The organism is Vibrio spartinae (genome assembly GCF_024347135.1).
Classification (GTDB): domain Bacteria; phylum Pseudomonadota; class Gammaproteobacteria; order Enterobacterales; family Vibrionaceae; genus Vibrio; species Vibrio spartinae.
In genome coordinates this window covers 1,099,810-1,122,010 of sequence record NZ_AP024908.1, presented here as the reverse complement: position 1 = coordinate 1,122,010, position 22,201 = coordinate 1,099,810, and the positions used below count along the sequence as shown (strand labels likewise).

The window sequence follows — 22,201 nt, the reverse complement described above, 5'->3', positions numbered from 1 at the left end:
TCAATAAAATGCATCTGGTAATGAAAGTGAACTGATAAAGGCTGAACTCCGTAAATTAAATTGAATACAATAGCAAGTTGTTGAATAAACTATCGTCGCACGCTTGGCGGGTTTGCTTATGCATCAATTCGCATTGGCGATGCAAATTAGAACAAAATATCGACACTCTCAAATCAAACATCAAAGGTTTTCTTCATGGCAACGTTAGGTTTCAGGCTCACGATCAATGGGGTCAATGATGCGTCATTGGTGGTTCGTGACTATCAGGGATTTGAATCCGTTTCAGCATCGGTGGACGCCGGCGGGCATCCGGTTTATGGCTATCGCTATCATATCGCGCTCGCCAGTCGCAACAGTGATTTGACCTTTGAACAGATGGTCGATACCACCGCGCTGCTTGAAGTGCTCCGCAACGGGCAGGTGGTACAGAAAGTCCATGGCATCATTCGCAATTTCAGCCGCGGCGATACCGGCCATCATCACACCTTCTATTCCCTGACGCTGGTGCCGTCGTTCGAACGGCTCTCATTACGGCACAACAGCCGCATCTTCCAACAAAAAAGCGTGCCGGAAATCCTCTCGGTGTTGTTACAGGAGATGAACATCACCGACTATGCCTTTTCCACCAAACGGGAATGCCCCCCGCGTGAATTCTGCGTGCAGTACCGGGAAACCGATTTAGATTTCTTCCACCGGCTCGCCGCTGAAGAAGGGCTGATGTACACCTTTACCCACGAGGCAGAAAAACACACCTTAGTGGTGACCGACAATTCAGAAGGTTTTGCCCGGCTCGGCGGCACGGTGCCGTATAACGTATTGTCCGGTGGCGTATCGGAGACCCCGTATGTCTCCGCCATCACCGCGCGCAAGCAGTCTGAAGTCAGCTCGGTGTGGTTGCAGGATTACAGCTTTAAAAAGCCGACCTACAGTTTTAAACAGACCGCGGAAGGCAGTGATTTAGACTATCAGTTGCCGAATTATGAATATTATGACGCGCCGGGACGGTATAAAGACGATGCCAGCGGCACAGCATTCAGCCAAATTCGCCTCGATGCGTTGCGACGCGATGCGCATACCGCGAGTGGCAAAAGTAATCAGGCGATGCTTCAGGCCGGGGTACGGTTTGACCTCAGTGACCACCTCGATACTGCGATGAATCAGAACTGGCTGCTGGTACAGGTCGCGCACCAAGGCAGTCAACCGCAAGCGCTGGAAGAATCCGGCGGCAGTGGCGCCACCACATATGCCAACCAGTTTACCGCGATCCCCGGTGACAACTTATGGCTGTCACCGATTATGCATAAGCCGCGGGTTGACGGCACGATGATCGCCACGGTGGTCGGCCCGGCCGGAGAAGAGATCTACTGTGACGAGCATGGCCGCGTCAAGCTGCATTTCCCGTGGGACCGCGAAAGCAACGGCGATGAACTGAGCTCCTGCTGGGTGCGGGTATCACAGCAGTGGGCGGGCAGTCAGTACGGCATGGTGGCCGTGCCGCGTATCGGCCATGAAGTGATGGTTGATTTTCTGGAAGGAGATCCGGACCAACCGCTCATCACCGGACGGGCATTCAATGCCAGCCATGTGCCGCCTTACCCTTTACCGGCAAACAAAACCAAAACCGTGTTGCGGACCGAAACCCACCAAGGGCAGGGCTTTAACGAGCTGAGTTTTGAAGATCAGGCCGAAAGCGAAAAAGTCTACCTCCATGCGCAGAAAGACACCGAAGCCCTGATTGAAAATGATGCCACCACGCTGATCCGTCACGACAGCCATTTAACCGTTGAAAACGACCGGTATGAACACATCAAGATGAACGATCATCTGACCGTGGACGGTGAGCAGCGGATCAAAATCACCCGGGATCAGACCCATGACATCGGTGGTGATTTACAGCAGCAAGTCGGCAGCCTGACCGCCGTCGAAACCGGCAGCGCCATCACCCTTAAAAGTGGTGCCAAAATTGTCGCTGAAGCGGGCTCGGGGCTGACCTTAGCGGCCGGTGGCAGCTTTATCAGCATCGACAGCGGCAGCGTCAACCTGTCCGGCGCTGCGATTAACCTCAACGCGGGCGGCAGTGCCGGCAGTGCGGTTGCTTATGGCGGCTTGGCTGCGCTGTTGCCCGAGGAAATCACCACCAAACCGGACAATCCGGCCCCGATTTTAACCCCCGCGCAGATTGCTACCATGAAATCAGCCGCGCCGTTCTGTGAAGAGTGTGAAAAATGTAAGGACGGGGTATGTGCGATTTAAACCAGCAACTGACCGCAGATTTAAACTGGTACGTGATCCTCAATGAAACCAGTGACGGCCAGCCACAGCGTTGGTTTTATCTCAACGGCGGTGAGGATGCACAGGGTATCTGGCTGAATACGCCGTATGCCGAGTGGCGTGAAGTGATGCCGAACATCGCCCGGATTTCTCCGGAGCATCCGTTTCTTGACTGGATTACGAATGAATCCTGTGCTGACTGGGGCATTGTGGTCGGCGCTGAGGCCGATTTCGCCACGGTGCAGGCTCATTTTCGCAGCCTGACCCATGTGTGGCTGCCCGCCGGTGAGCATGTGTTCTTCCGCTTCTATGACCCGCGTTTCGCGCTGGATGTGGCGAGCCTGTGTGACGATGAGCAGCGCATCGCCCTGATGGGCCCGACCCAATGCTGGCTGCGCGTCGCTGCACAAGAAGCACTCACTCGAGTCGATAACCCCGCGCCGATAAGCCAAACCAATTTTCAGGCGCGCGCCTTCCCGTGGTGGACGGTACCGGAGGCTGTGCTGGCGGGGCTGAGCGAAGACCCGGGGGTACTGGTCAACAATCTGCTTCAGGGGCTGAGTGAATATCAACAGGCCTTGTATGACGCCTATCCTGAGCCAGTGTTACGTCAGAAAACCGAACGGTTTGTGGCGCGTTATCAGGGGGAAGAAGACGGTTATCTGGCGGCTTTCATTGAATTAATCGAACAAGAGCAACAACGGCTAGGGATGCTTTGATGAGCGAACAACAACAATTTTATAATTATATCAATCAGCAGTTGAACAGCTTTCCTGATTTGTTGACTGACTATCGGCAAATGACCAAGAAAATTTATTTTCAGACTGCGGATGCTTTTAGTGCATGGCAAGATTTACCGTCACTATTTTCGATGGATAAACAGCTCAAAGTCAGTGGCGAGAGTACCACGGTGGGCAAAGATGATGCGAATTATACCACCAAGGTGAGCTGTCCGCTCAGCGGCAATCTGGAAATCCAAAGTGTCTTTCAATCGATCTACCACGTGCCGTTAGGCGGCATTGATGCGATTATCAAAGCCGAAGACGGCAGTGAAACCCGAACGGTAACCCTTGATGCCGAGGGGAAAGCGACCGTCACCGACCTGACCCCGGGTAAATACTATGAAGTGGTGATCAATAACAAACCGACCCCGGCAGAGATGGACTCGCTGTTTTCCCATTATGATGAGCTGAGCGGAGATTTGGTGAGCTGGCTGAACGGCAAGTGGAAGACGTTCAAGCCGGAATGGGACAGCTATTTTACCAATACCGCAGCGCAGTCGGTTTTATCGGTGATCCGCCATTTTGCTGACGGGATCTGGAAAGCCTTAAAAGAGCTGTGGGATGGGATTGGTGAAATTTATGACATGCTTAAAGATCCCAAAAAAGCGCTGAAGGATATGGTTGATGGTGCTTCTGATATTATTGACGCGATTAAGAATGCTGCCAGCAGTGCGCCGGATATGCTGGAAAAAGCGTTGTTATTTGCCTCGGATGAAGCCGCATTATATTTGTTCGTCCGGGCGATGATGGCTTATATCTCGATGGTGCCGCTGGCGGGGATGTTGAATAAACTGGCTGAAATGGGTGGCAATGCGCTGGCCGGCGTGTTGTTAGGGTTACTCGGTGGTGTCATCGTGACCTTTATTGCTACACCGGCGACGGGAGTTGCTTATGCGACCTACCGGGCAGTGAAAACCGCGGGTGTGGCAATTAAAAAAGTGATCCAACCGCTGTTGAATGTGATTGGAGAAATCTTTGCCTTTGCTAAGAAACTGATTTTGAAAGCCTGTGATAAATTCAAACGGATTGCGATGAACCGGGGTGGTCGGGGTACTTATCGCAATGGCAAACTTGAATTTGAAGCCAATAACCGACCGAATACCAAGCTCCATGGCGATCATGATGCACTGCCGGACGACAGCCATGCGCCGACCAATGAATCCGGTCGCTCGACCCAAGACAGTAAAGGCACGGTGTGTGACAAAGACCCGATATCGATGGCAACCGGTGAAGAGTTACTGTCGCTGACCGACGGCCACCTGATTGGTCTGTTGCCGTTTGAATGGCAACGGTTGTACCGGACCGCTGCGGTTGAAACCCATGTCGGGCTCGGTTATGGCTGGTCACATTCACTGTCACATCAGCTGACCGTGGACGGTGATGCGATTATCTGGCGGGACGGCGAAGGCAAACTGACCCGTTTCCCCAGACCGACAGAGCAATTGCCGGCGATTACCAACCGCATGGCGAAATCAGCGGCATTTCTGGGTAGTGATAAACAGCAGATGATTATTGCCAGCGGTGAGCGGTTTTATACCTTTAAAATGCGTGGTGACTCGGGCTTACTGACATCTATCAAAGACCAATATGACCATTCACTGAGCATCACTTACGACCGTCAGCACCGTCCGGTCCGGATTTCAACCGAGACCAACCTTAGATTTGAGCTGGTGTATACGGATGACCTGATTACCCAAGTGGATTTGTACGCTTATCTGGCTGAGCAGGACGAATGGCAATTTGTTCAGACGCAAGTCAGTTATGGCTATAACGCGCAGTCGCAGCTCATCACCGCCACCAATGCCAGTGGGGAGACCGAGCGATATACCTACGATGCCCAACATGTGATTCAGTCGCGCGAGCTGGCCGGTGGTGCGGTGTTCCGCTGGGAATGGCAGGGCGAAGGGAAGGATGTTCGGGCGGTGCGCCAGTACAGTAACCTGACGCAGGTCGATACCCGCTATGACTGGGATGAAGATGCCGGGACGGTGACGCTGACCAACAGCGACGGCTCGCAGCAAGTTTACCAGCATGATGACAACGCGCGGCTGATTAAAGAAGTGGACGGCAGCGGCGGGGAATACCTCAAGGCCTACGATGACAAAGGGCGGTTGACCCAAGAGACTGATGCGCTCGGCAATGTCACCGAATCGGTGTACAACGATGCCGGTGAGCTGATTGCTAAAGTCGAGCCCAATGGTTTAACCACCCATTTCAGCTATAAAAACGGTTTACTGGCTCAGGTGCAGCAGGACAAAGCGGTGTGGCGTTACCGGCATGACCGCTGGGGTCATATCACCGAGCAGAGCGACCCGCTGGGCCATACCACCACTTATGATTACAACGACCACGGCCTGATTGAGAAAATCACCTATCCGGACGGTGGCATTCACCAACTGACATGGAATCGCAACGGTCATCTGGTCGATGAGACCACCCCGCAGGGGGAAGTGATTCGTTACCGCTACGATATTCTGGGGCGGTTGCGGCTGCGTCATGACAGTCAGGGCGTCACCGAGCTGTCGTATGACCGCAGCGGGCGGTTGACCAAACAGGTGTTGCCGGGCGGTCAGACCCGCTTTTATGAATACAACGCCTATAACAAGGTCACCAAGTTCACCGATGAGCAGGGCAGAGCCACCACCTACGATTATGAGTTCCCGCTGCATCTGGTGACGCAGAAGACCAACCCGGACGGCAGTACGGTCCAGTATCGTTATGACAACCCGTTCCACTTTGTCAGTGCCATTATCAATGAGCGCGGTGAGCACTATCAGATAGACTACACGCCGACCGGCCATGTCCAGCGGGAAGTGACCTTTGACGGGCGTCAGTTTGTCTATGAATATGACGCGCACACGCAACTGACGGCAAAAACCGAAATCGGCAGTGAAGGCACCGAGCTGACGACCCGTTACGCGTATGACGCACAGGGCAAGCTGATTGAGAAGACCCTGCCGGATGAATCGACAATTCAGTACAGCTATGACTTACTCGGCAATCTGACCGGTGTGGATGACGGCCGCTGGCCGCTGGTGTATGCCTATGATGTGCTGGGCCGGTTGACCACCGAGCATCAGGGCTGGGCAACCACCGGCTATCGTTATGATGCGCTGGGCCACATCACGGCTCAGTTACTGCCGGACGGGCAGCAGCTTGACTATGACTTCCAACATGGGCGGCTGCATCAGGTTAATCTGAACGGTCACTGCCTGACACAACACCACTATCAGGTCAGTGGTCTGGAAACCCGCCGGACGCAGGGGGCGCTGAGCAGTCATTTTCAGTATGATGAAACCGGTCGCCTGACCGAGCATCGGGTCAGTCAGGCGCAGCAACAGACGTTGTTCCGCCGTTATCAGTACAACCGCTCGGGGAACTTAACGCAGGTGGAAGATAACCTGCGTGGCCTGACACAATATCACTATGACCCGTTAGACCGTCTGACACAGGTGCGCGGCAGTCTGAGTGAGAACTTTGCCCACGACCCGGCCGGTAACCTGATACAGAGCCGGCAGAGTAATGTGGCGGGGAACCGGCTGCTGTTTCAGGGGGACCGACACTATCAGTATGATGAATTCGGTAACCTGATACAGGAAGCGCGCGGGACCAATCAGTCACTGGTTACCACTTATCAGTACGACGGCCAGCACCGCCTGACTCACGTTGAAAAGCCCGACGGCACCCTTGCGGAATACCAATACGATGCCTTTGGCAGAAGGACCCATAAAACGGTCACTGACAAAACCGGTCACCAGACCACCACTGAGTTTTTATGGCAGGGCGACAAGCTGCTGGCAGAATCGGGTGAGCGTCATTATCAGACCTATCTGTACGAATACGGCAGCTTTAAACCGCTGGCACTGGTCACCGGTGAAGGGGCGGAGAATGCAACACCGTACTTCTACCACCTTGACCAAATCGGCACCCCGCTGGAAATCACCGATGTAGAAGGCCGTGTTGCCTGGTCGGTGGATTACCACAGTTACGGCAATGTGGCTTACCAGCGCAAGGCCGAAATCGTCAGCCCGCTGCGTTTTCAGGGGCAGTATTACGATGAAGAAACGGGTTTACATTACAACCGTCATCGTTACTATAGCCCTGACTCCGGTCGGTTTATCACCCCGGATCCAATCGGCCTCGCGGGTGGTTTAAACAATTACCAGTATGTGGTGAATCCGACGGGATGGGTGGATCCGCTGGGGTTGAGTCAGTGTTTGGGGGATTGTCCGGGGGCAGGAAATTCAACCTCTAAACCAGATTTTTATGTAGGACCATCGGGGCCGTCTTCTACGTTACCATCTACAGGCTATCGATATATGAGATACCTTGATGATGATGGCAATGTAAACAAATTTGTTTCTTCAACTATTGAGAATAAGTCCGCTCCAAGTACATATATTGGCTTTGAAAGGTATGAAAATGGTTCTGACGCTAGGAAGGCATTTCAAATTAAGGGGCCAGAAGTAGGTCCTGATGCAACAGGCTCAGGATCATGGAGTGATGCTCGTCTTAGAGGTGAGTTTGATACTCTCCAACTCTATGAAAATGGGCAGGTACAAGCTCGAGTGCCTTACTGGGCCGGGGATAATGTCAAAACCAAGCTCGAGCCTTTTGCTGAAGCCTATCCCGAGTATGGAATGGGAGGAGCAGTGCAATTACAGGCAGAAGGTCGATTAATCAATTTTAGAAATGTAGATATTTTGCCGGAGGAATAGTTATGTCTGATGTATATTACATTATTGCCAAATTGGACAAAAGAGCTCTAAATGAAACACATAGCTCAAACTGGCCAAAACTAGTTGCATTTTCCTTTGATGCACAAAAAATTTTATTAGAAGAAGGATTTGGACATGGCTTAATGGGAGGTAGTTTCCCTCTTTCCTCATTTAATACAGCTCAATGGAAAGATATATTTAAAGAAACAGACTCTCAGTGGTTTAGTGATTATATATCAAATGGAATGTTGGCTAGTTTAAAAACGGAAGATGATCTTATTAAATTATTAGAGAGTAACAATTGCTCTATAGTAAAAATTACATATTAGTGGAGACACTCTAATTCAATTCCCCCATCCTCAAAAAACAGCCGGGCTAAAAATAGTCCGGCTGTTTTTATCCATATCAACTGATATCGGGGACGAGTACAATACAATCCGCTGCAATATTGGCGGTGATTCTTACCCCGGTCTAAAACACAGCCTCACTCAGCCACTTGCCCTTGAGATGAATATCTGGGGTGCAGGTGTTGCCCTGATAAATATGTAGCCGACGAGTTACACCTTATATTTCAGATAATTCAAATCGAGCCGCAACTGCGGCTCGAAAACTAAATCAACCAATCAATCATCACACCAAATCTGATTCATCCGGCTCTTCATGATAGCGCACATAATGGGTGGTAATCAGATTATTCAGATACAGCAGCACATTGCGCAGCTCTTGACTATTGTGCCGCTGTTCGGCTTCAAATATTTCTTCTAACTGGCGCAGATATTCGCGGGCTTTTTGGGCAAACTCGGGATTATAAGGGATGGTTTCGTACATAGTGGAACTCCTTGTGGTTGTTGAGATATGAACACCACACGAAATTCCTACGTTTCGGGTGGTGAACTGGAACAAGGTGTAGGAATACCGCTCCACAAGGTTAGCAGCCAGCCGAAGCTGCCTTGCCCAGCCCACCATAATCAGGCGAGCTAAAGCGTAACATAGAAAAATACCAGTATAAACTGACATCTATTATGCCTTGTGGGGAAATGCGGGTTCCTACGCCCGGCACTGGATTTTGCCAGTGCAGGAGTTAGGTTATCGAATTCAGGGAAATAAAAAGTATTAAAAAAGTATGAGATTTTGGGTGTGGGTTCTCAAAATAATCAGCCGATGAGCGTTTCAGCGAATTTGAATACAGTTTTAAAAAGGAATTGAACAGAAATGAGTTTGGAGTTTCGGCGGCTATCTACCATTTGGATAATTTTTCTATATCAAGTTGCGATCAGGCACCGCTTATTGCAGTGCCTGAGATGGAAGGAAATAGACAGAATAAAGCATTAATCTTTCAGTATGTCACCTTTACTTTATGTGTGTAAGTTTACAGATTATGCATTCTAACTTACGTAGGGCAAAATCGAGTTGATGGAACCACTCTTAGCAACTTTTCTTCCAATGGCTTTGTTAGTTTATTTCTGCTCTTGGATACATCGGTTCTATTTTTGCTATTTTATTCTTATACTTAAAGGGTTTTATTAACATTAATGTCTCTAAGAACGAATTTTCAATACGTCTTTCGTATTGGTCTTGAGTTATTTCACCATTAATGAATGAAAACTTATTGCATACTAGCCAAAGGTTGAAATCTACGATTTTTAGACTTTGACAGCTAAACTCATCTTTATATTTTTCGGTAGTGTTCAAATTTCTGTGTCATTTCTTTAAACTGAACCAAAAAGGAAATGACACCTTATGTCTGACGATAAATTCGAAATTGATATTCAAGCTTTTGCCAAAGCATTGCAATCCGGTCAGGGCCTCAACGGCAAAGACGGTTTGCTCACCCCGTTGATTAAGCAAATCACTGAAGCCGCGCTCGGGGCTGAAATCGAACAGCACCTTGAAGCTGAGCCCGACAATCGCAAAAATGGAAAATCCCGCAAAACCGTTAAAACCTCATCCGGGGAATTTGAACTTGAAACGCCCCGTGACCGAAATGGCTCTTTTGACCCGCAAACTGTCAAGAAGCACCAGACCCGACTGACCGATGAGATGGAACGTAATGTCCTCTCCCTGTTTGCCCTTGGCAACAGCTATCAACATATCCGGGAATATCTGCTGGATATGTATGGTATCAGCGTTTCCAATGGCACGATTAACGCCATCACCGACCGTCTTATCCCTGAGCTCAGAGCATGGCAGGAGCGGGATTTAGACCCCGTCTATCCGGTCGTCTGGCTTGATGCCGTTCACTACAAAATCAAGGAAAACGGTCGCTTTGTTTCCAAAGCCATTTACACCATCCTTGCACTCAATATCGAAGGAAAAAAAGAGCTGCTGGGGATTTATCTCTCTGATGCCGAAGGCGCGCATTACTGGCTCAGTGTCCTGACCGACTTACAAAATCGCGGTGTCAAAGATATTTGTATTGCTTGTGTCGATGGCCTCAAAGGGTTCCCTCAGGCGATTGAAACCATTTACCCGCAGACTGAAGTCCAACTCTGTGTTATCCATCAAATCCGTAACTCGATGAAGTATGTCGCCAGCAAAAATCAGAAAGCGTTTATGGCGGATTTAAAATGTGTTTATAAAGCGGCAACCCTTAAAGCTGCCGAACATGAGCTGGATGAGCTGGAAGCCAAATGGGGACCACAATACCCGCTGGTGATTCAGTCATGGCGCAATAAATGGGAGAACTTATCGGTGTATTTCAAATATCCCGAACAGGTCCGCAGAGCCATTTACACCACCAATGCGGTTGAGGCGGTACATCGTCAGTTCCGCAAACTGACCAAAACCAAGGGCGGTTTTGCTAATGAAACCAGCTTGCTCAAGCTGTTGTATGCAGGTATGTTGAAAGCCAGTGAAAAGTGGACGCATCCGGTGCAGAACTGGAACCTGACACTGTCTCAGCTCAGCATCCACTTTGAAGGCAGACTCACTCCATATCTGGATTTATAAAAATGGGCGTGACACAGAATAATGAACAGTCTCGGTGCAGAACTGGAACCTGACACTGTCTCAGCTCAGCATCCACTTTGAAGGCAGACTCACTCCATATCTGGATTTATAAAAATGGGCGTGACACAGAATAATGAACAGTCTCTTTACACATGCTGGTATGGCTCAAATGATTTTCAGGCTCTTCTAGAAGTAGTACATCAACCGTTTTTTCTGGTTCTCTTTCTCTAAGAGCAAATGCTGTTTTAATGAAGCACTGCTTACCTTTCCCTCTGTGTTCAATAGGAATCCCGCCCTCCGTTAGCGTTAAGTCCGTTTCCAAATTGAACTTAGAACCAGAACGAATGAGACTGTTCATTATTCTGTGTCACGCCCATTTTTATAAATCCAGATATGGAGTGAGTCTGCCTTCAAAGTGGATGCTGAGCTGAGACAGTGTCAGGTTCCAGTTCTGCACCGGATGCGTCCACTTTTCACTGGCTTTCAACATACCTGCATACAACAGCTTGAGCAAGCTGGTTTCATTAGCAAAACCGCCCTTGGTTTTGGTCAGTTTGCGGAACTGACGATGTACCGCCTCAACCGCATTGGTGGTGTAAATGGCTCTGCGGACCTGTTCGGGATATTTGAAATACACCGATAAGTTCTCCCATTTATTGCGCCATGACTGAATCACCAGCGGGTATTGTGGTCCCCATTTGGCTTCCAGCTCATCCAGCTCATGTTCGGCAGCTTTAAGGGTTGCCGCTTTATAAACACATTTTAAATCCGCCATAAACGCTTTCTGATTTTTGCTGGCGACATACTTCATCGAGTTACGGATTTGATGGATAACACAGAGTTGGACTTCAGTCTGCGGGTAAATGGTTTCAATCGCCTGAGGGAACCCTTTGAGGCCATCGACACAAGCAATACAAATATCTTTGACACCGCGATTTTGTAAGTCGGTCAGGACACTGAGCCAGTAATGCGCGCCTTCGGCATCAGAGAGATAAATCCCCAGCAGCTCTTTTTTTCCTTCGATATTGAGTGCAAGGATGGTGTAAATGGCTTTGGAAACAAAGCGACCGTTTTCCTTGATTTTGTAGTGAACGGCATCAAGCCAGACGACCGGATAGACGGGGTCTAAATCCCGCTCCTGCCATGCTCTGAGCTCAGGGATAAGACGGTCGGTGATGGCGTTAATCGTGCCATTGGAAACGCTGATACCATACATATCCAGCAGATATTCCCGGATATGTTGATAGCTGTTGCCAAGGGCAAACAGGGAGAGGACATTACGTTCCATCTCATCGGTCAGTCGGGTCTGGTGCTTCTTGACAGTTTGCGGGTCAAAAGAGCCATTTCGGTCACGGGGCGTTTCAAGTTCAAATTCCCCGGATGAGGTTTTAACGGTTTTGCGGGATTTTCCATTTTTGCGATTGTCGGGCTCAGCTTCAAGGTGCTGTTCGATTTCAGCCCCGAGCGCGGCTTCAGTGATTTGCTTAATCAACGGGGTGAGCAAACCGTCTTTGCCGTTGAGGCCCTGACCGGATTGCAATGCTTTGGCAAAAGCTTGAATATCAATTTCGAATTTATCGTCAGACATAAGGTGTCATTTCCTTTTTGGTTCAGTTTAAAGAAATGACACAGAAATTTGAACACTACCCTTGTGTGACAAGAAGGTTTGCGACTCAAAAAAATCTTCTAATGACTACAGATTCCCGTGTTGTTCCGCATTTCTAAGGCCTACAGACAAACTTCAACGAGCAGACCAAAAATTTATATCAAAGGGTGAGCATATTCCAGTTTGCAAAATTGACGAATGTTCCAGCGAAGGGCCTCGCGGTGGAAAACTCCTTGAATATAAAAATATGAGAGAAGTGGCTTTATCTAATGAGGCTTTCGAATTCTTATTCAATAAAGGGAAAATTGGTTCAGATTATATGACTCAAGATGAACTTCATGATTTATATTCTGGGGCTCTCGTAGAAGCTTCGGCCGACAGGGTTGTGGTATATGCACAAGAGTTTAGTGCATAACAAACAGTTGCAGCGGATCAATTTACGCTGCGCTTCAATTGCCCGCTAAACTGGGCGTTATAACCTTAGAGGAAAAATGGAACTTAGAGCATTCGAAAAGGAAGATCATGACCTGCTTATCGGTTGGATCGACTCGGATAGATTGAATTATCAATGGGGTGGTCCAAACTTTGTGTTCCCATTGGATTCAGTGCAAATTTCTAAACACTGTTCTCAACCGCAAGTGTTCCCCTTTATCTTCGTTGTCTCAGGCCAGAGTGCCGGCTATGTTGAGCTATTCAAAGTTTCAGAGTCGCACTTTAGGATTTGCCGCGTATTTGTTTCAGACAGCTTTCGTGGAAAGGGTATTTCAAAGCATATGCTTGGTCAGTTAGTCGATCTAGCAAAAGAAAAATACAACGTTAGCCTACTATCACTGGCTGTATTTGAACGAAACGTAGTTGCTAAAAATTGCTATGAATCTCTTGGTTTTATTGTGATATCACATGAAAATGGCACTCGTTCTTTCGACGGTGAGGTTTGGGGTCTTTTACGCATGGAAAGACGGTTATAACAACGAGTATGACGTCAACCGTTAATGTTTCACTATCTTCCCAACACTTAGCATTTTAATCCAATCCCAATGGTTCCCTAAACAAAGAAAATCATTCATGGAAGAATGATTAAGCTTTTCCGGGCAGGACGCCCGTAAAAGCAGGTTCTGGACAGAGTGCGACTCAGCCAGACAAAAAGAATTTTCTGGTTCGTCTTTCATTGTTGAAAGATGAACTGGCGCACAGAGCACTAATGCTTCTGAAATCGAAAAAAATATATTGTGCGTCATACTTGGGCGTCAAAGGCGCATTCAGTGGGTAAGATTACGGGGGGAGTGGGTCACACCGTGGCAATGGCAGTTATTCAGCAGGTTGAAAATAGGGAGTCCACATAAGCAACTTGTCTGTATAAATGTTCCACCCAATTCAAATCAGCCCCTCAACTAAGAAAATCATTCATGGAAGAATGATTAAGCTTTTCCGGGTAGGACGCCCGTAAAAGCTGGTTCTAGACAGCGTGCGATTCAGCCAGACCAAAAGAATTTTCTGGTTCGTCTTTCATTCTTGAAAGATGAACTGGCGCACAGAGCACTAATGCTTCTGAAACCGAAAAAATATATTGTGCGTCATACTTGGGCGTCAAAGGCGCATTCAGTGGGTCACACCGTGGCAATGGCAGTTATTCAGCAGGTTGAAAATAGGGATCCCACATAAGCAAGTTGTCTGTATAAATGTTTCACCCAATTCAAATCAGCCCCTCAGCCAAGAAAATCATTCATGGAAGAATGATTAAGCTTTTCCGGGCAGGACGCCCGTAAAAGCTGGTTCTGGACAGCGTGCGACTCAGCCAGACCAAAAGAATTTTCTGGTTCGTCTTTCATTCTTGAAAGATGAACTGGCGCACAGAGCGCTAATGCTTCTGAAATCGGGAAAATATATTGTGCGTCATACTTGGATGTTAAAGGCGCATTCGCAATTGTGCATCATATCTCAATCCCTAAGGTTTGGATTATGAAACCAATGCCAAGCATTATCACCACAATACACAACCAAATGCATTAATTTCCCGGCAATTTAACGCCATTTTAGCGATAAATTTAACAATTACTTGAAATAGGAATTAAACTCATTTAGATTTTCATCTCTTTTAATGGACATCTCAATTGAATAAACGGATCAGACCATCTCATGATTCATGCCAAACACAATAATCAAACGCCGACATCTTCTCCTTTAGGTAAAAAAACACCTTTAGCGTTGATGATCGCGCTCAGCTTTTCTGCCGCAGCAGTGGCAAGTGACGACACCAAGACAACTTCTGCCGATGCAACCTCTGCCGATGCAACCATGACGGTTCACGGGCGGGCACTGTCTCTTTATCGTGCGGAAGAAACCTCTCTGGCAACCAAAACCCCGACCGCGATTGATGATACACCGCAGTCGATTCAGGTGCTGCCCCGCCAGTTGATCGAAGATCAGGCCGCTCGGCAGATTACCGATTTGTACCGCTCCATGAGCGGGGTCAGCCAGTACAACTATTCTTATGTGACGTTCCGGGGCTTCCGTCAGGACCACGTACTGTATGACGGTGTGCGCGGTGACCCGTTTGAAGGGTTGTCGATTCCACAGTTATTTAATATTGAGCGGGTTGAAGTGTTGAAAGGCCCTGCGGCGGCAGTGATGGGAAGTGGTGAACCGGGCGGAACCATCAACTATACGACTAAGAAACCAACCTACGCGACCAAGCGTCATGTGGCTGTGACCGACGGCAATCAAGATTTTACCAGTGCTCAGGTTGAGTTGTCCGGTTCTGCCAATGCCGATCAGTCGCAGCGTTATCGTCTCGGCATTTATCAAGATCATGAAAATCCTTATCGTAAAAATACCGACACCCGTAACCGCATTATCGATTTAGGTTATGAGTGGGATGCCGGAGCTGATACTACGATTGGTCTGCAATATATCAATGTGACGCAGCATATCGGCGGGGGACGAATCCGCGGGATTCCGACCGATGATGACGGTAACTTTTTAGCCGATGCATCATGGAATGCCAATGACGCCAGTGATTACCACGATCTGGAGGCGCAAGTCTATCAGGTACGTGTCAATCATAATATCAATGACTGGCTCTCCGGTGATGTCACTTTGCGTTATTTTGAAAATGAAGATACGCAAAAATACCATGAGTCGCGCTCGTTGAAAGATACCAACGGTGACGGTATCAATGATACGGTTACCCGTGAATATCGCGATCAGTTGCGAACCAATAAAGCGGGCTCTGTGACCGCGAATCTGGTGGCGCAGCTTGAACAACACACCCTGCTGTTCGGGGCTGATTATTATCGGCTCGACAATGAATTTAATTATCACCGCGCGAAGCGTAAAAATGGCGTTTCTGACCGGAGCCTGACCCATCCGGATTACACGCCGGATGATGTTTCCTCATATAACCTGTCGCTGGCAAAACATACCGACTCACGTGAAGAGCGGTACGGGGCGTACCTTCAGGATCAATGGCAAATCACCGATGCATGGAATGTCCTGTCGGGGATTCGGCTTGACGGTTACCGCGATAAAGTGGTTGATTTGAAAAAAGAGACGCAAGAACAGTACACCGGAACAGGGTTCTCTTACCGAGTCGGGTCTACCTATAAGATCAACGCGCAATTCCATCCTTATGCCGTGATTGCAACCGGTTTTGTGCCTCAATCTGCGGCTTCTCAGGCGTCCGATAATGGCGGGCCGTTCGATCCGGAAGAGAGTTTGATGTATGAAACCGGGGTGAGAACGTACCTGTTTGATAATCGGGTCAATATGAATGTGGCGCTCTACCATATTACCAAGGAAAACGTCCTGCAAACCGATCCGAATGACAGTGATAAGCAGGTGGCTTATGGCAAAGTTCGTAGTCAGGGTATCGAAGTTGATATATTGGCTGACTTAACGGAAAACTGGGTTGCGAACCTGTCTTACGCGTATAACGATACGTTGGTTAAACAGGGATATGGTAAGTTTTCTAACCGGACTGCCGGAAACCGTTTTGCCAACGCACCGCATAACCAACTGGGTTTATGGACGCGCTATCATTTCCCTGCAATTGATTCCTCCATCGGATTCGGAGCGGATTATGTCAGTGAACAGCTCACCCAAGCCGCGCAAAAAGTGAAGCCGTTCACCGTGTACGATATGTCATGGCAGACCTTGTGGCATGACTGGAAGTTCCAGCTGAATGTGAAGAACTTGTTTGATAAATCCTATGCTGTCAGTGGTTTCACTGAGGCAACCGGCTCGTTTGTCGGTGAGCGGCGACGCGTTTACTTACAAGCTGATTATTCATTCTGATATGTATTGGCCCGGTGTTTCTCCGGGCTTTTTTGTATCTACTTTTGGTACTAGCTTTTTATCTCAGCTTTTTATTTCAGTCATAGCGGATGGGATTGAGACAAACCGTTTCTTATCTCTGGTGTTATATCTGAGTTTTTCGTAATATAAACAATTCTCATTTAATATGACTCAATCCTTTGATTTTTGGATGTTTTACAACATGCTGAAGTGCGCTATGCGACGTATTGCTTTACTACTCTTGCTCTTGTGCGGTTTTTCCACATCGGTTCTGGCGGTGACGGTTCAGGATCAACGGGGCACATTTTCAATCGATTATATTCCGAAGCGAATTGTTGTCTTGGAGTTCTCTTTTGCGGACGCATTGGCGGCTGTCCATGTGAGCCCTGTCGGGATTGCCGATGATAAAGACGCTGAGCGGTTGTTACCGGCTGTCCGGGCGCAATTTTCTGATTGGGTGTCGGTGGGGACGCGTTCTCAACCGTCCTTGGAGATGATTGCCGCGCTGCAACCGGATCTGATCATTGCTGATGTGGATCGTCATGCGGCTGTATATGATGATCTGGCGAAAATTGCCCCGACGCTGATGTTACGCTCTCGCCGGGAGACCTATGCTGATAATCTGGCTGCCGCTGCTGTCATCGGCACCGTTGTCGGCAAAGCGCAGGCAATGCAACAACGATTGGCTTTACATCAACAGCGGATGGCGGCATATCGTCAGCAATTACACACCTTACAGGGTAAAACATTGCTGTTTGGGGTGGCGCGGGAAAATGCTTTTCATGCGCATGGCAATGATTCATATGCGGGTGGGGTGGCTCAGGCGTTGGGCTTTAAGTCGCCACCGGCACTATATAATGATCGTGCCAGTCACCAGATTGGACTGGAACAGTTGTTAGCAATCAATCCTGATTATCTCGTTGTCGGTGACTATACCCCGAACAGCATTGTCCATCGCTGGAAAAAGCAGCCTTTGTGGCAGATGTTAGGGGCGGTACGGGCGCATCATGTGCTTTCCGTGAGTGGCAATCTCTGGTCAAGATGTCGGGGAATTCTGGCGGCTGAATATATGGCAAAAGACTTGCTTCAACTGGTGTCGCCATCGTCATGAGTTGCCCCTCTCCAATCATACTCCCCAATGTGGCTCACACCCGGATGATACGTATCACGCTGCTCTTGTGTCTGAGTGGATTGGTGGTGTTACTCGCATGGTGGGGGTTGTGGGCTTTTTCTGCCATTCCGATGTCGCTCAGTACACCTTATGATGCCTTTTTTTCGTCTCAACCCCCGGGGATTGCCGAAACGGTCATTGTTGAGATCCGCCTTCCCAGAGTGATTGAAGCGATCTTGGTGGGTGCCGGGCTGGCCGTTGCCGGGCTGTTAATGCAGACGCTGACCCGTAATCCGCTCGCATCACCGAGTTTATTTGGCGTCAATGCCGGTGCCGCTTTGGGCGTTGCGCTGACGTCAACCCTGTTTTTACAACAAGCCTATCTCAGCCAGCCGATTGCCGCGATTGTCGGCGGGGCACTGGCGTGGACCATTGTGGTGGTGCTCGGGGGCGCATGGCGCACCGGAGCCGAGCGTAAACAGTTGGTTTTGGCTGGTATTGCCGTCTCTGCGTTGTGCGCGGCGATGACCAAAGCGCTGGTGATCTTGGTTGAAGATCAGGCCACAGGGGTGATGACGTGGCTTGCCGGTTCTTTTGCCAGTGTGAGCTGGCAACAGGTCGTTTTGAGCTGGCCGCCGTTATTGCTCGCTTTGCTGATGGCATGGGCTTTGGCGCCCAAGTTGAATTTATTTGCTCTGGGGGATGAGCGGGTCCAAAGCCTCGGTGTTCGTTTGACATGGATTCGCGCATTCACCGGACTATTGGTTTTTATCATCGTCGGTGTGTGTGTCAGTGCCGTGGGTTCGATTGCGTTTGTCGGCTTGATCGTGCCGCATATGGCGCGGAAATTATTTGGCTATGATCTGCGTTGGTTGGTGCCGGGCACCGCTTTGGTCGGGGCGATGCTGACGTTAAGCGCTGACATGTTGAGTCGCTGGGTGATTTTCCCCTCAGAAACCCCCGCAGGTGCTGTACTGGCACTGATGGGCGCCCCTTGTTTTATCTATCTGGTCAGGAAGGAACGATGAATCATACATTGAAGATACCGTTGCTCCTGAGTGGACTGATTATCGTCAGTTTTTTAGCGAGTCTGAAATACGGCGCGGTTGATCTGAACTGGACGCAGTTATGGCGCGGATTACACAACCAAGGTGCCTTTGCTTTTACGATTTATGATTACCGTTTTCCGCGCGCGATTGTGGCGATTGTGGTCGGGGCGATGCTGGCAACGGCCGGTGTCCTGATCCAAGGTGTGATTCGCAATCCGCTCGCATCGCCTGATATTCTGGGCATCAGTCATGGTGCGGGGTTAGCAGCCGTCGCGATGATGACCTTGTTTCCGGCAGTGTCGGTCTTATGGCTGCCGTGGGTTGCGCTGGTCGGGGGGATTGTTTCAGCCTTGATTCTGGCGTTGTTGGTGCGAGGCAATCTGGCACCGGTGAAACTGGCGATTACCGGTGTGGCACTCGCCGCTTTTTATGGCAGTGCGATTGATTTCATCATGCTGATTCATCCGCTGGATATTAACAACGCTTTACTCTGGCTGACCGGGAGTCTATGGGGACGCAGTTGGGAACAGATTCAGCTATTGTTGCCGTGGTGTGTACTTCTGCCGGTTGTTCTGGGGTTAAGTCATCCACTCAATATTTTGGTATTAGGCGAGCAGCGGGCGACTAGCCTCGGGGTGACCGTTAAGCTGACCCGATTGATTGCGCTGGCAATCGCGGTGGGGTGGACTTCGGCTGCGGTTGCGATTTGCGGGCCGATTAGCTTTTTGGGGTTGATCGCCCCGCATTTGGCGCGTCAACTGGTCGGCGGTAAGCATCAAATCTTGTTGCCGACAGGCATGTTGGTCGGTGCCTTGATCTTACTGATTGCGGATTTCGTTTCCCGGGTGATTGATCCGCCGATTGAACTGCCGGCCGGGATCCTCACCGCTGCAATCGGTGCGCCTTACTTTTTGTATTTATTAGTCAAAATGAGATAAACATGGGACTGAAGACAGAGAATCTTGATGTCGGATACGGTGAGACACCGATTGTTCAGCAGGTGAATCTACAGATTTTATCAGGGAAGATCACCGCCTTGCTCGGGCCTAATGGTTGCGGGAAATCCACCCTGCTGAAAGCCTTGGTGCGTATTCTCGCCCCGCAGTCAGGCTCGGTTCAGTGGCAGGGCAAAGATATCCGGGATTACTCATCACAAGCGATGGCTCGGGTACTATCGCTATTGCCTCAGTCTCAGGAAGTACCCGAGGGGATTTTAGTGCGGGATGTGGTCGGTTATGGCCGCAGCCCTTATACCGGTTTTTGGGGACAGTTAACCCAGACCGATCAGCATCAAGTCGAACAGGCCATGCAATTGACGGGGGTGACGGCATTTGCCGAACGGAAAATCGCGGAGCTGTCCGGCGGTCAGTGTCAACGGGTCTGGCTCGCGATGACGCTGGCGCAGGACACGGACTATGTCTTTCTCGATGAGCCGACCACCTATCTTGATTTGAACCATCAGGTTGAGCTGATGAAACTGATGCGCCGCTTGAATCATGAAGGGAAAACATTAGTGACGGTCTTGCATGATATCAATCAGGCTTGTCGTTATTGTGATCATCTGATTGTGATGAATGGCGGACGGGTTGTTGCTCAGGGGGCACCGGCGGAAATATTGACCATACAACTCTTGGCGGATGTGTTTGAACTGGACGCTGAAATCCATCGCGATCCGATCGCCGGCACGCCGATGTGTGTGGTGAAGTAGTGCTGCTCGATTTCGTGCGGTAATACCTATTCGTGTTAATAAAAAAGACGTGCTAATAAAAAACGAATCAATAAACTTGTGCCAATAAAAAAGCACTAAGCCAGATTGACTTAGTGCTTTGCATGATCAATTTGCTGATCGGTGTGGCTGATTACTCTTCGTTATGCATTTCAGCCCAGGTTTGTGCACATTTGACTGCGCGTTTCCAGCCTTTATAACGACGTTGCCGCTTTTCTTCATCATGATGGGGTGAGAAGGTGCGATCAATCTCGGCTTTGTTTTTCAGTTCGTCCAGACTATCCCAGAAACCGACGGCAAGACCGGCAAGGTAGGCCGCGCCCAAGGCTGTCACTTCGGTGACTTTCGGACGAAGTACCTGCGTATCCAGTACATCAGACTGGAACTGCATCAGGAAGTTATTGGCAACCGCACCACCGTCAACTCTTAGCCCTGCCAGCTGAATACCGGAGTCCGCTTGCATGGCATCCAGCACATCCCGAGTCTGATAGGCGACACTTTCGAGTGTTGCCCGAATGATATGGTTTGAATTGACGCCCCGGGTCAGGCCGACAATGGTACCGCGTGCATAAGCATCCCAATATGGCGCGCCTAAACCGGTAAATGCCGGCACCACGTAGACACCGTTTGCGGTATCTTCTTTGGTTGCAAAATATTCGGAATCTCTGGCATCGGAGATGAGTTTCAGTTCATCTCTGAGCCATTGAATTGCCGCCCCACCCATAAAGACCGCACCTTCGAGTGCGTAAGCGGGTTCGCCATTCGGGCCACAGGCCAGTGTGGTCAGCAGACCATTACTGGAAGTCACTTTTTCCTGACCGGTATTCATCAGCAGGAAGCAGCCGGTGCCATAGGTGTTTTTCGCCTGTCCTGCCTGAACACACATTTGCCCGTACAGTGCGGCTTGCTGGTCTCCGGCAATCCCGGCGATTGGGATACGGGTTCCCCCTTTACCACCAATGTTGGTTTGACCGTAGACTTCTGAGGATTTTTTAACTTCCGGCATCATTGAAAGCGGAATGCCAAATTCTTGCAGAATTTTCTCATCCCATTGCAATGTATTGATGTTGAAAAGCATCGTCCGTGAGGCGTTGGTGTAGTCCGTGACATGGACGCGACCTTGCGTCATTTTCCACACCAGCCAGGTATCCACGGTCCCGAACAACAGTTTGCCGGCTTCGGCATCTTCACGGGCACCTTCAACATTATCCAGAATCCATTTGATTTTTGTTCCGGAGAAATAAGGGTCTAATAATAGCCCGGTGTTTTCCCGGATATAGGATTCTAGTCCGCGTGCTTTCAGGGTTTCACAGATTTCTGCGGTACGGCGACATTGCCAGACAATTGCATTGTAGACCGGTTTGCCGGTTTCTTTATCCCAGACAATGGTGGTTTCACGTTGGTTGGTAATCCCGATAGCTGCTACTTCATCACTGCGAATCCCAGCTTTACTGATTGCTTCGATTAGTGTTGAACTCTGGGTTGCATAGATTTCCATCGGGTCATGTTCAACCCAGCCGGCTTCGGGATAAATTTGAGTAAATTCACGCTGAGATACACTGACAATATTCGCGTCGTGGTCGAGTACGACAGCCCTTGAGCTGGTGGTCCCTTGATCAAGGGCGACAACATATTTTTGCTCAGTCATGGTTCATTCCTTCGTCTTTTATTGTTTCATGTTTTATTAAGTCGCTGC

General features: G+C 49.4%; 14 protein-coding genes. 11 read left to right on the top strand and 3 right to left on the bottom strand.

From position 1 onward, the window contains the following. Positions 1-195: 195 nt before the first annotated feature. The 4 genes from OCU60_RS22660 to OCU60_RS22645 are packed head-to-tail and all read left to right on the top strand — an operon-like array spanning position 196 to position 8,100. Positions 196-2,253, top strand: a complete 2,058-nt coding sequence (locus tag OCU60_RS22660) for a type VI secretion system Vgr family protein (RefSeq protein ID WP_074371945.1) — start codon at positions 196-198, stop codon at positions 2,251-2,253. Continuing rightward, on the top strand, positions 2,241-2,990 hold the full coding sequence (locus tag OCU60_RS22655) for a DUF4123 domain-containing protein (RefSeq protein ID WP_074371944.1): 750 nt from the start codon (positions 2,241-2,243) through the stop codon (positions 2,988-2,990). The genes OCU60_RS22660 and OCU60_RS22655 overlap by 13 nt, the downstream gene beginning before the upstream one ends. Beyond that, positions 2,990-7,771 carry an RHS repeat-associated core domain-containing protein gene (locus OCU60_RS22650; protein ID WP_261854751.1) on the top strand — a complete coding sequence of 1,594 codons (4,782 nt, stop codon included), beginning with the start codon at positions 2,990-2,992 and terminating at the stop codon, positions 7,769-7,771. Before OCU60_RS22655 ends, OCU60_RS22650 begins: the two co-directional genes overlap by 1 nt. Before the next feature lie 2 nt (positions 7,772-7,773). Next, entirely contained in the window at positions 7,774-8,100 is a 327-nt protein-coding gene (locus OCU60_RS22645; RefSeq protein ID WP_074375113.1) for a hypothetical protein, read from the top strand. A gap of 301 nt (positions 8,101-8,401) precedes the next feature. On the opposite strand, the gene OCU60_RS22640 is transcribed toward OCU60_RS22645, so the two are convergent. Then, on the bottom strand, positions 8,402-8,599 hold the full coding sequence (locus OCU60_RS22640; protein WP_074375114.1) for a hypothetical protein: 198 nt from the start codon (positions 8,597-8,599) through the stop codon (positions 8,402-8,404). A gap of 912 nt (positions 8,600-9,511) precedes the next feature. Between OCU60_RS22640 and OCU60_RS22635 the strand changes: the two genes are divergently transcribed. Continuing rightward, positions 9,512-10,720 (top strand): IS256 family transposase, encoded by a 1,209-nt coding sequence (locus OCU60_RS22635; protein ID WP_261854726.1) that lies wholly within the window; start codon positions 9,512-9,514, stop codon positions 10,718-10,720. 379 nt (positions 10,721-11,099) lie between these two features. Here OCU60_RS22635 and OCU60_RS22630 read toward each other — a convergent pair whose 3' ends face one another. Beyond that, complete coding sequence (locus OCU60_RS22630; RefSeq protein ID WP_261854726.1) at positions 11,100-12,308, bottom strand: IS256 family transposase; 1,209 nt, start codon at positions 12,306-12,308, stop codon at positions 11,100-11,102. A 509-nt stretch (positions 12,309-12,817) separates the two neighbouring features. On the opposite strand from OCU60_RS22630, the gene OCU60_RS22625 reads away from it, so the two are divergent. From OCU60_RS22625 to fecE, 6 genes are all read left to right on the top strand, one after another. Beyond that, the gene (locus OCU60_RS22625; protein WP_074374453.1) at positions 12,818-13,294 is read left to right on the top strand and encodes a GNAT family N-acetyltransferase; all 477 of its coding nucleotides are present in this window, start codon (positions 12,818-12,820) and stop codon (positions 13,292-13,294) included. Between the two features lie 1,168 nt (positions 13,295-14,462). Then, entirely contained in the window at positions 14,463-16,619 is a 2,157-nt protein-coding gene (locus OCU60_RS22620) for a TonB-dependent siderophore receptor (protein ID WP_074374452.1), read from the top strand. A gap of 217 nt (positions 16,620-16,836) precedes the next feature. Then, the gene (locus OCU60_RS22615) at positions 16,837-17,730 is read left to right on the top strand and encodes a Fe(3+) dicitrate ABC transporter substrate-binding protein (protein WP_074374451.1); all 894 of its coding nucleotides are present in this window, start codon (positions 16,837-16,839) and stop codon (positions 17,728-17,730) included. Between the two features lie 44 nt (positions 17,731-17,774). Continuing rightward, complete coding sequence (locus tag OCU60_RS22610) at positions 17,775-18,758, top strand: iron chelate uptake ABC transporter family permease subunit (RefSeq protein ID WP_083602732.1); 984 nt, start codon at positions 17,775-17,777, stop codon at positions 18,756-18,758. After that, positions 18,755-19,717 (top strand): Fe(3+) dicitrate ABC transporter permease subunit FecD, encoded by a 963-nt coding sequence (fecD, locus tag OCU60_RS22605; RefSeq protein ID WP_074374449.1) that lies wholly within the window; start codon positions 18,755-18,757, stop codon positions 19,715-19,717. Before OCU60_RS22610 ends, fecD begins: the two co-directional genes overlap by 4 nt. Positions 19,718-19,719: 2 nt before the next feature. Then, a complete protein-coding gene (gene fecE, locus OCU60_RS22600; protein ID WP_074374448.1) occupies positions 19,720-20,487 on the top strand; it encodes a Fe(3+) dicitrate ABC transporter ATP-binding protein FecE in 768 nt (255 codons plus the stop codon). Positions 20,488-20,638: 151 nt separating this feature from the next. Here fecE and glpK read toward each other — a convergent pair whose 3' ends face one another. After that, positions 20,639-22,153 carry a glycerol kinase GlpK gene (glpK, locus tag OCU60_RS22595; RefSeq protein ID WP_074374447.1) on the bottom strand — a complete coding sequence of 505 codons (1,515 nt, stop codon included), beginning with the start codon at positions 22,151-22,153 and terminating at the stop codon, positions 20,639-20,641. Positions 22,154-22,201: the final 48 nt, after the last annotated feature.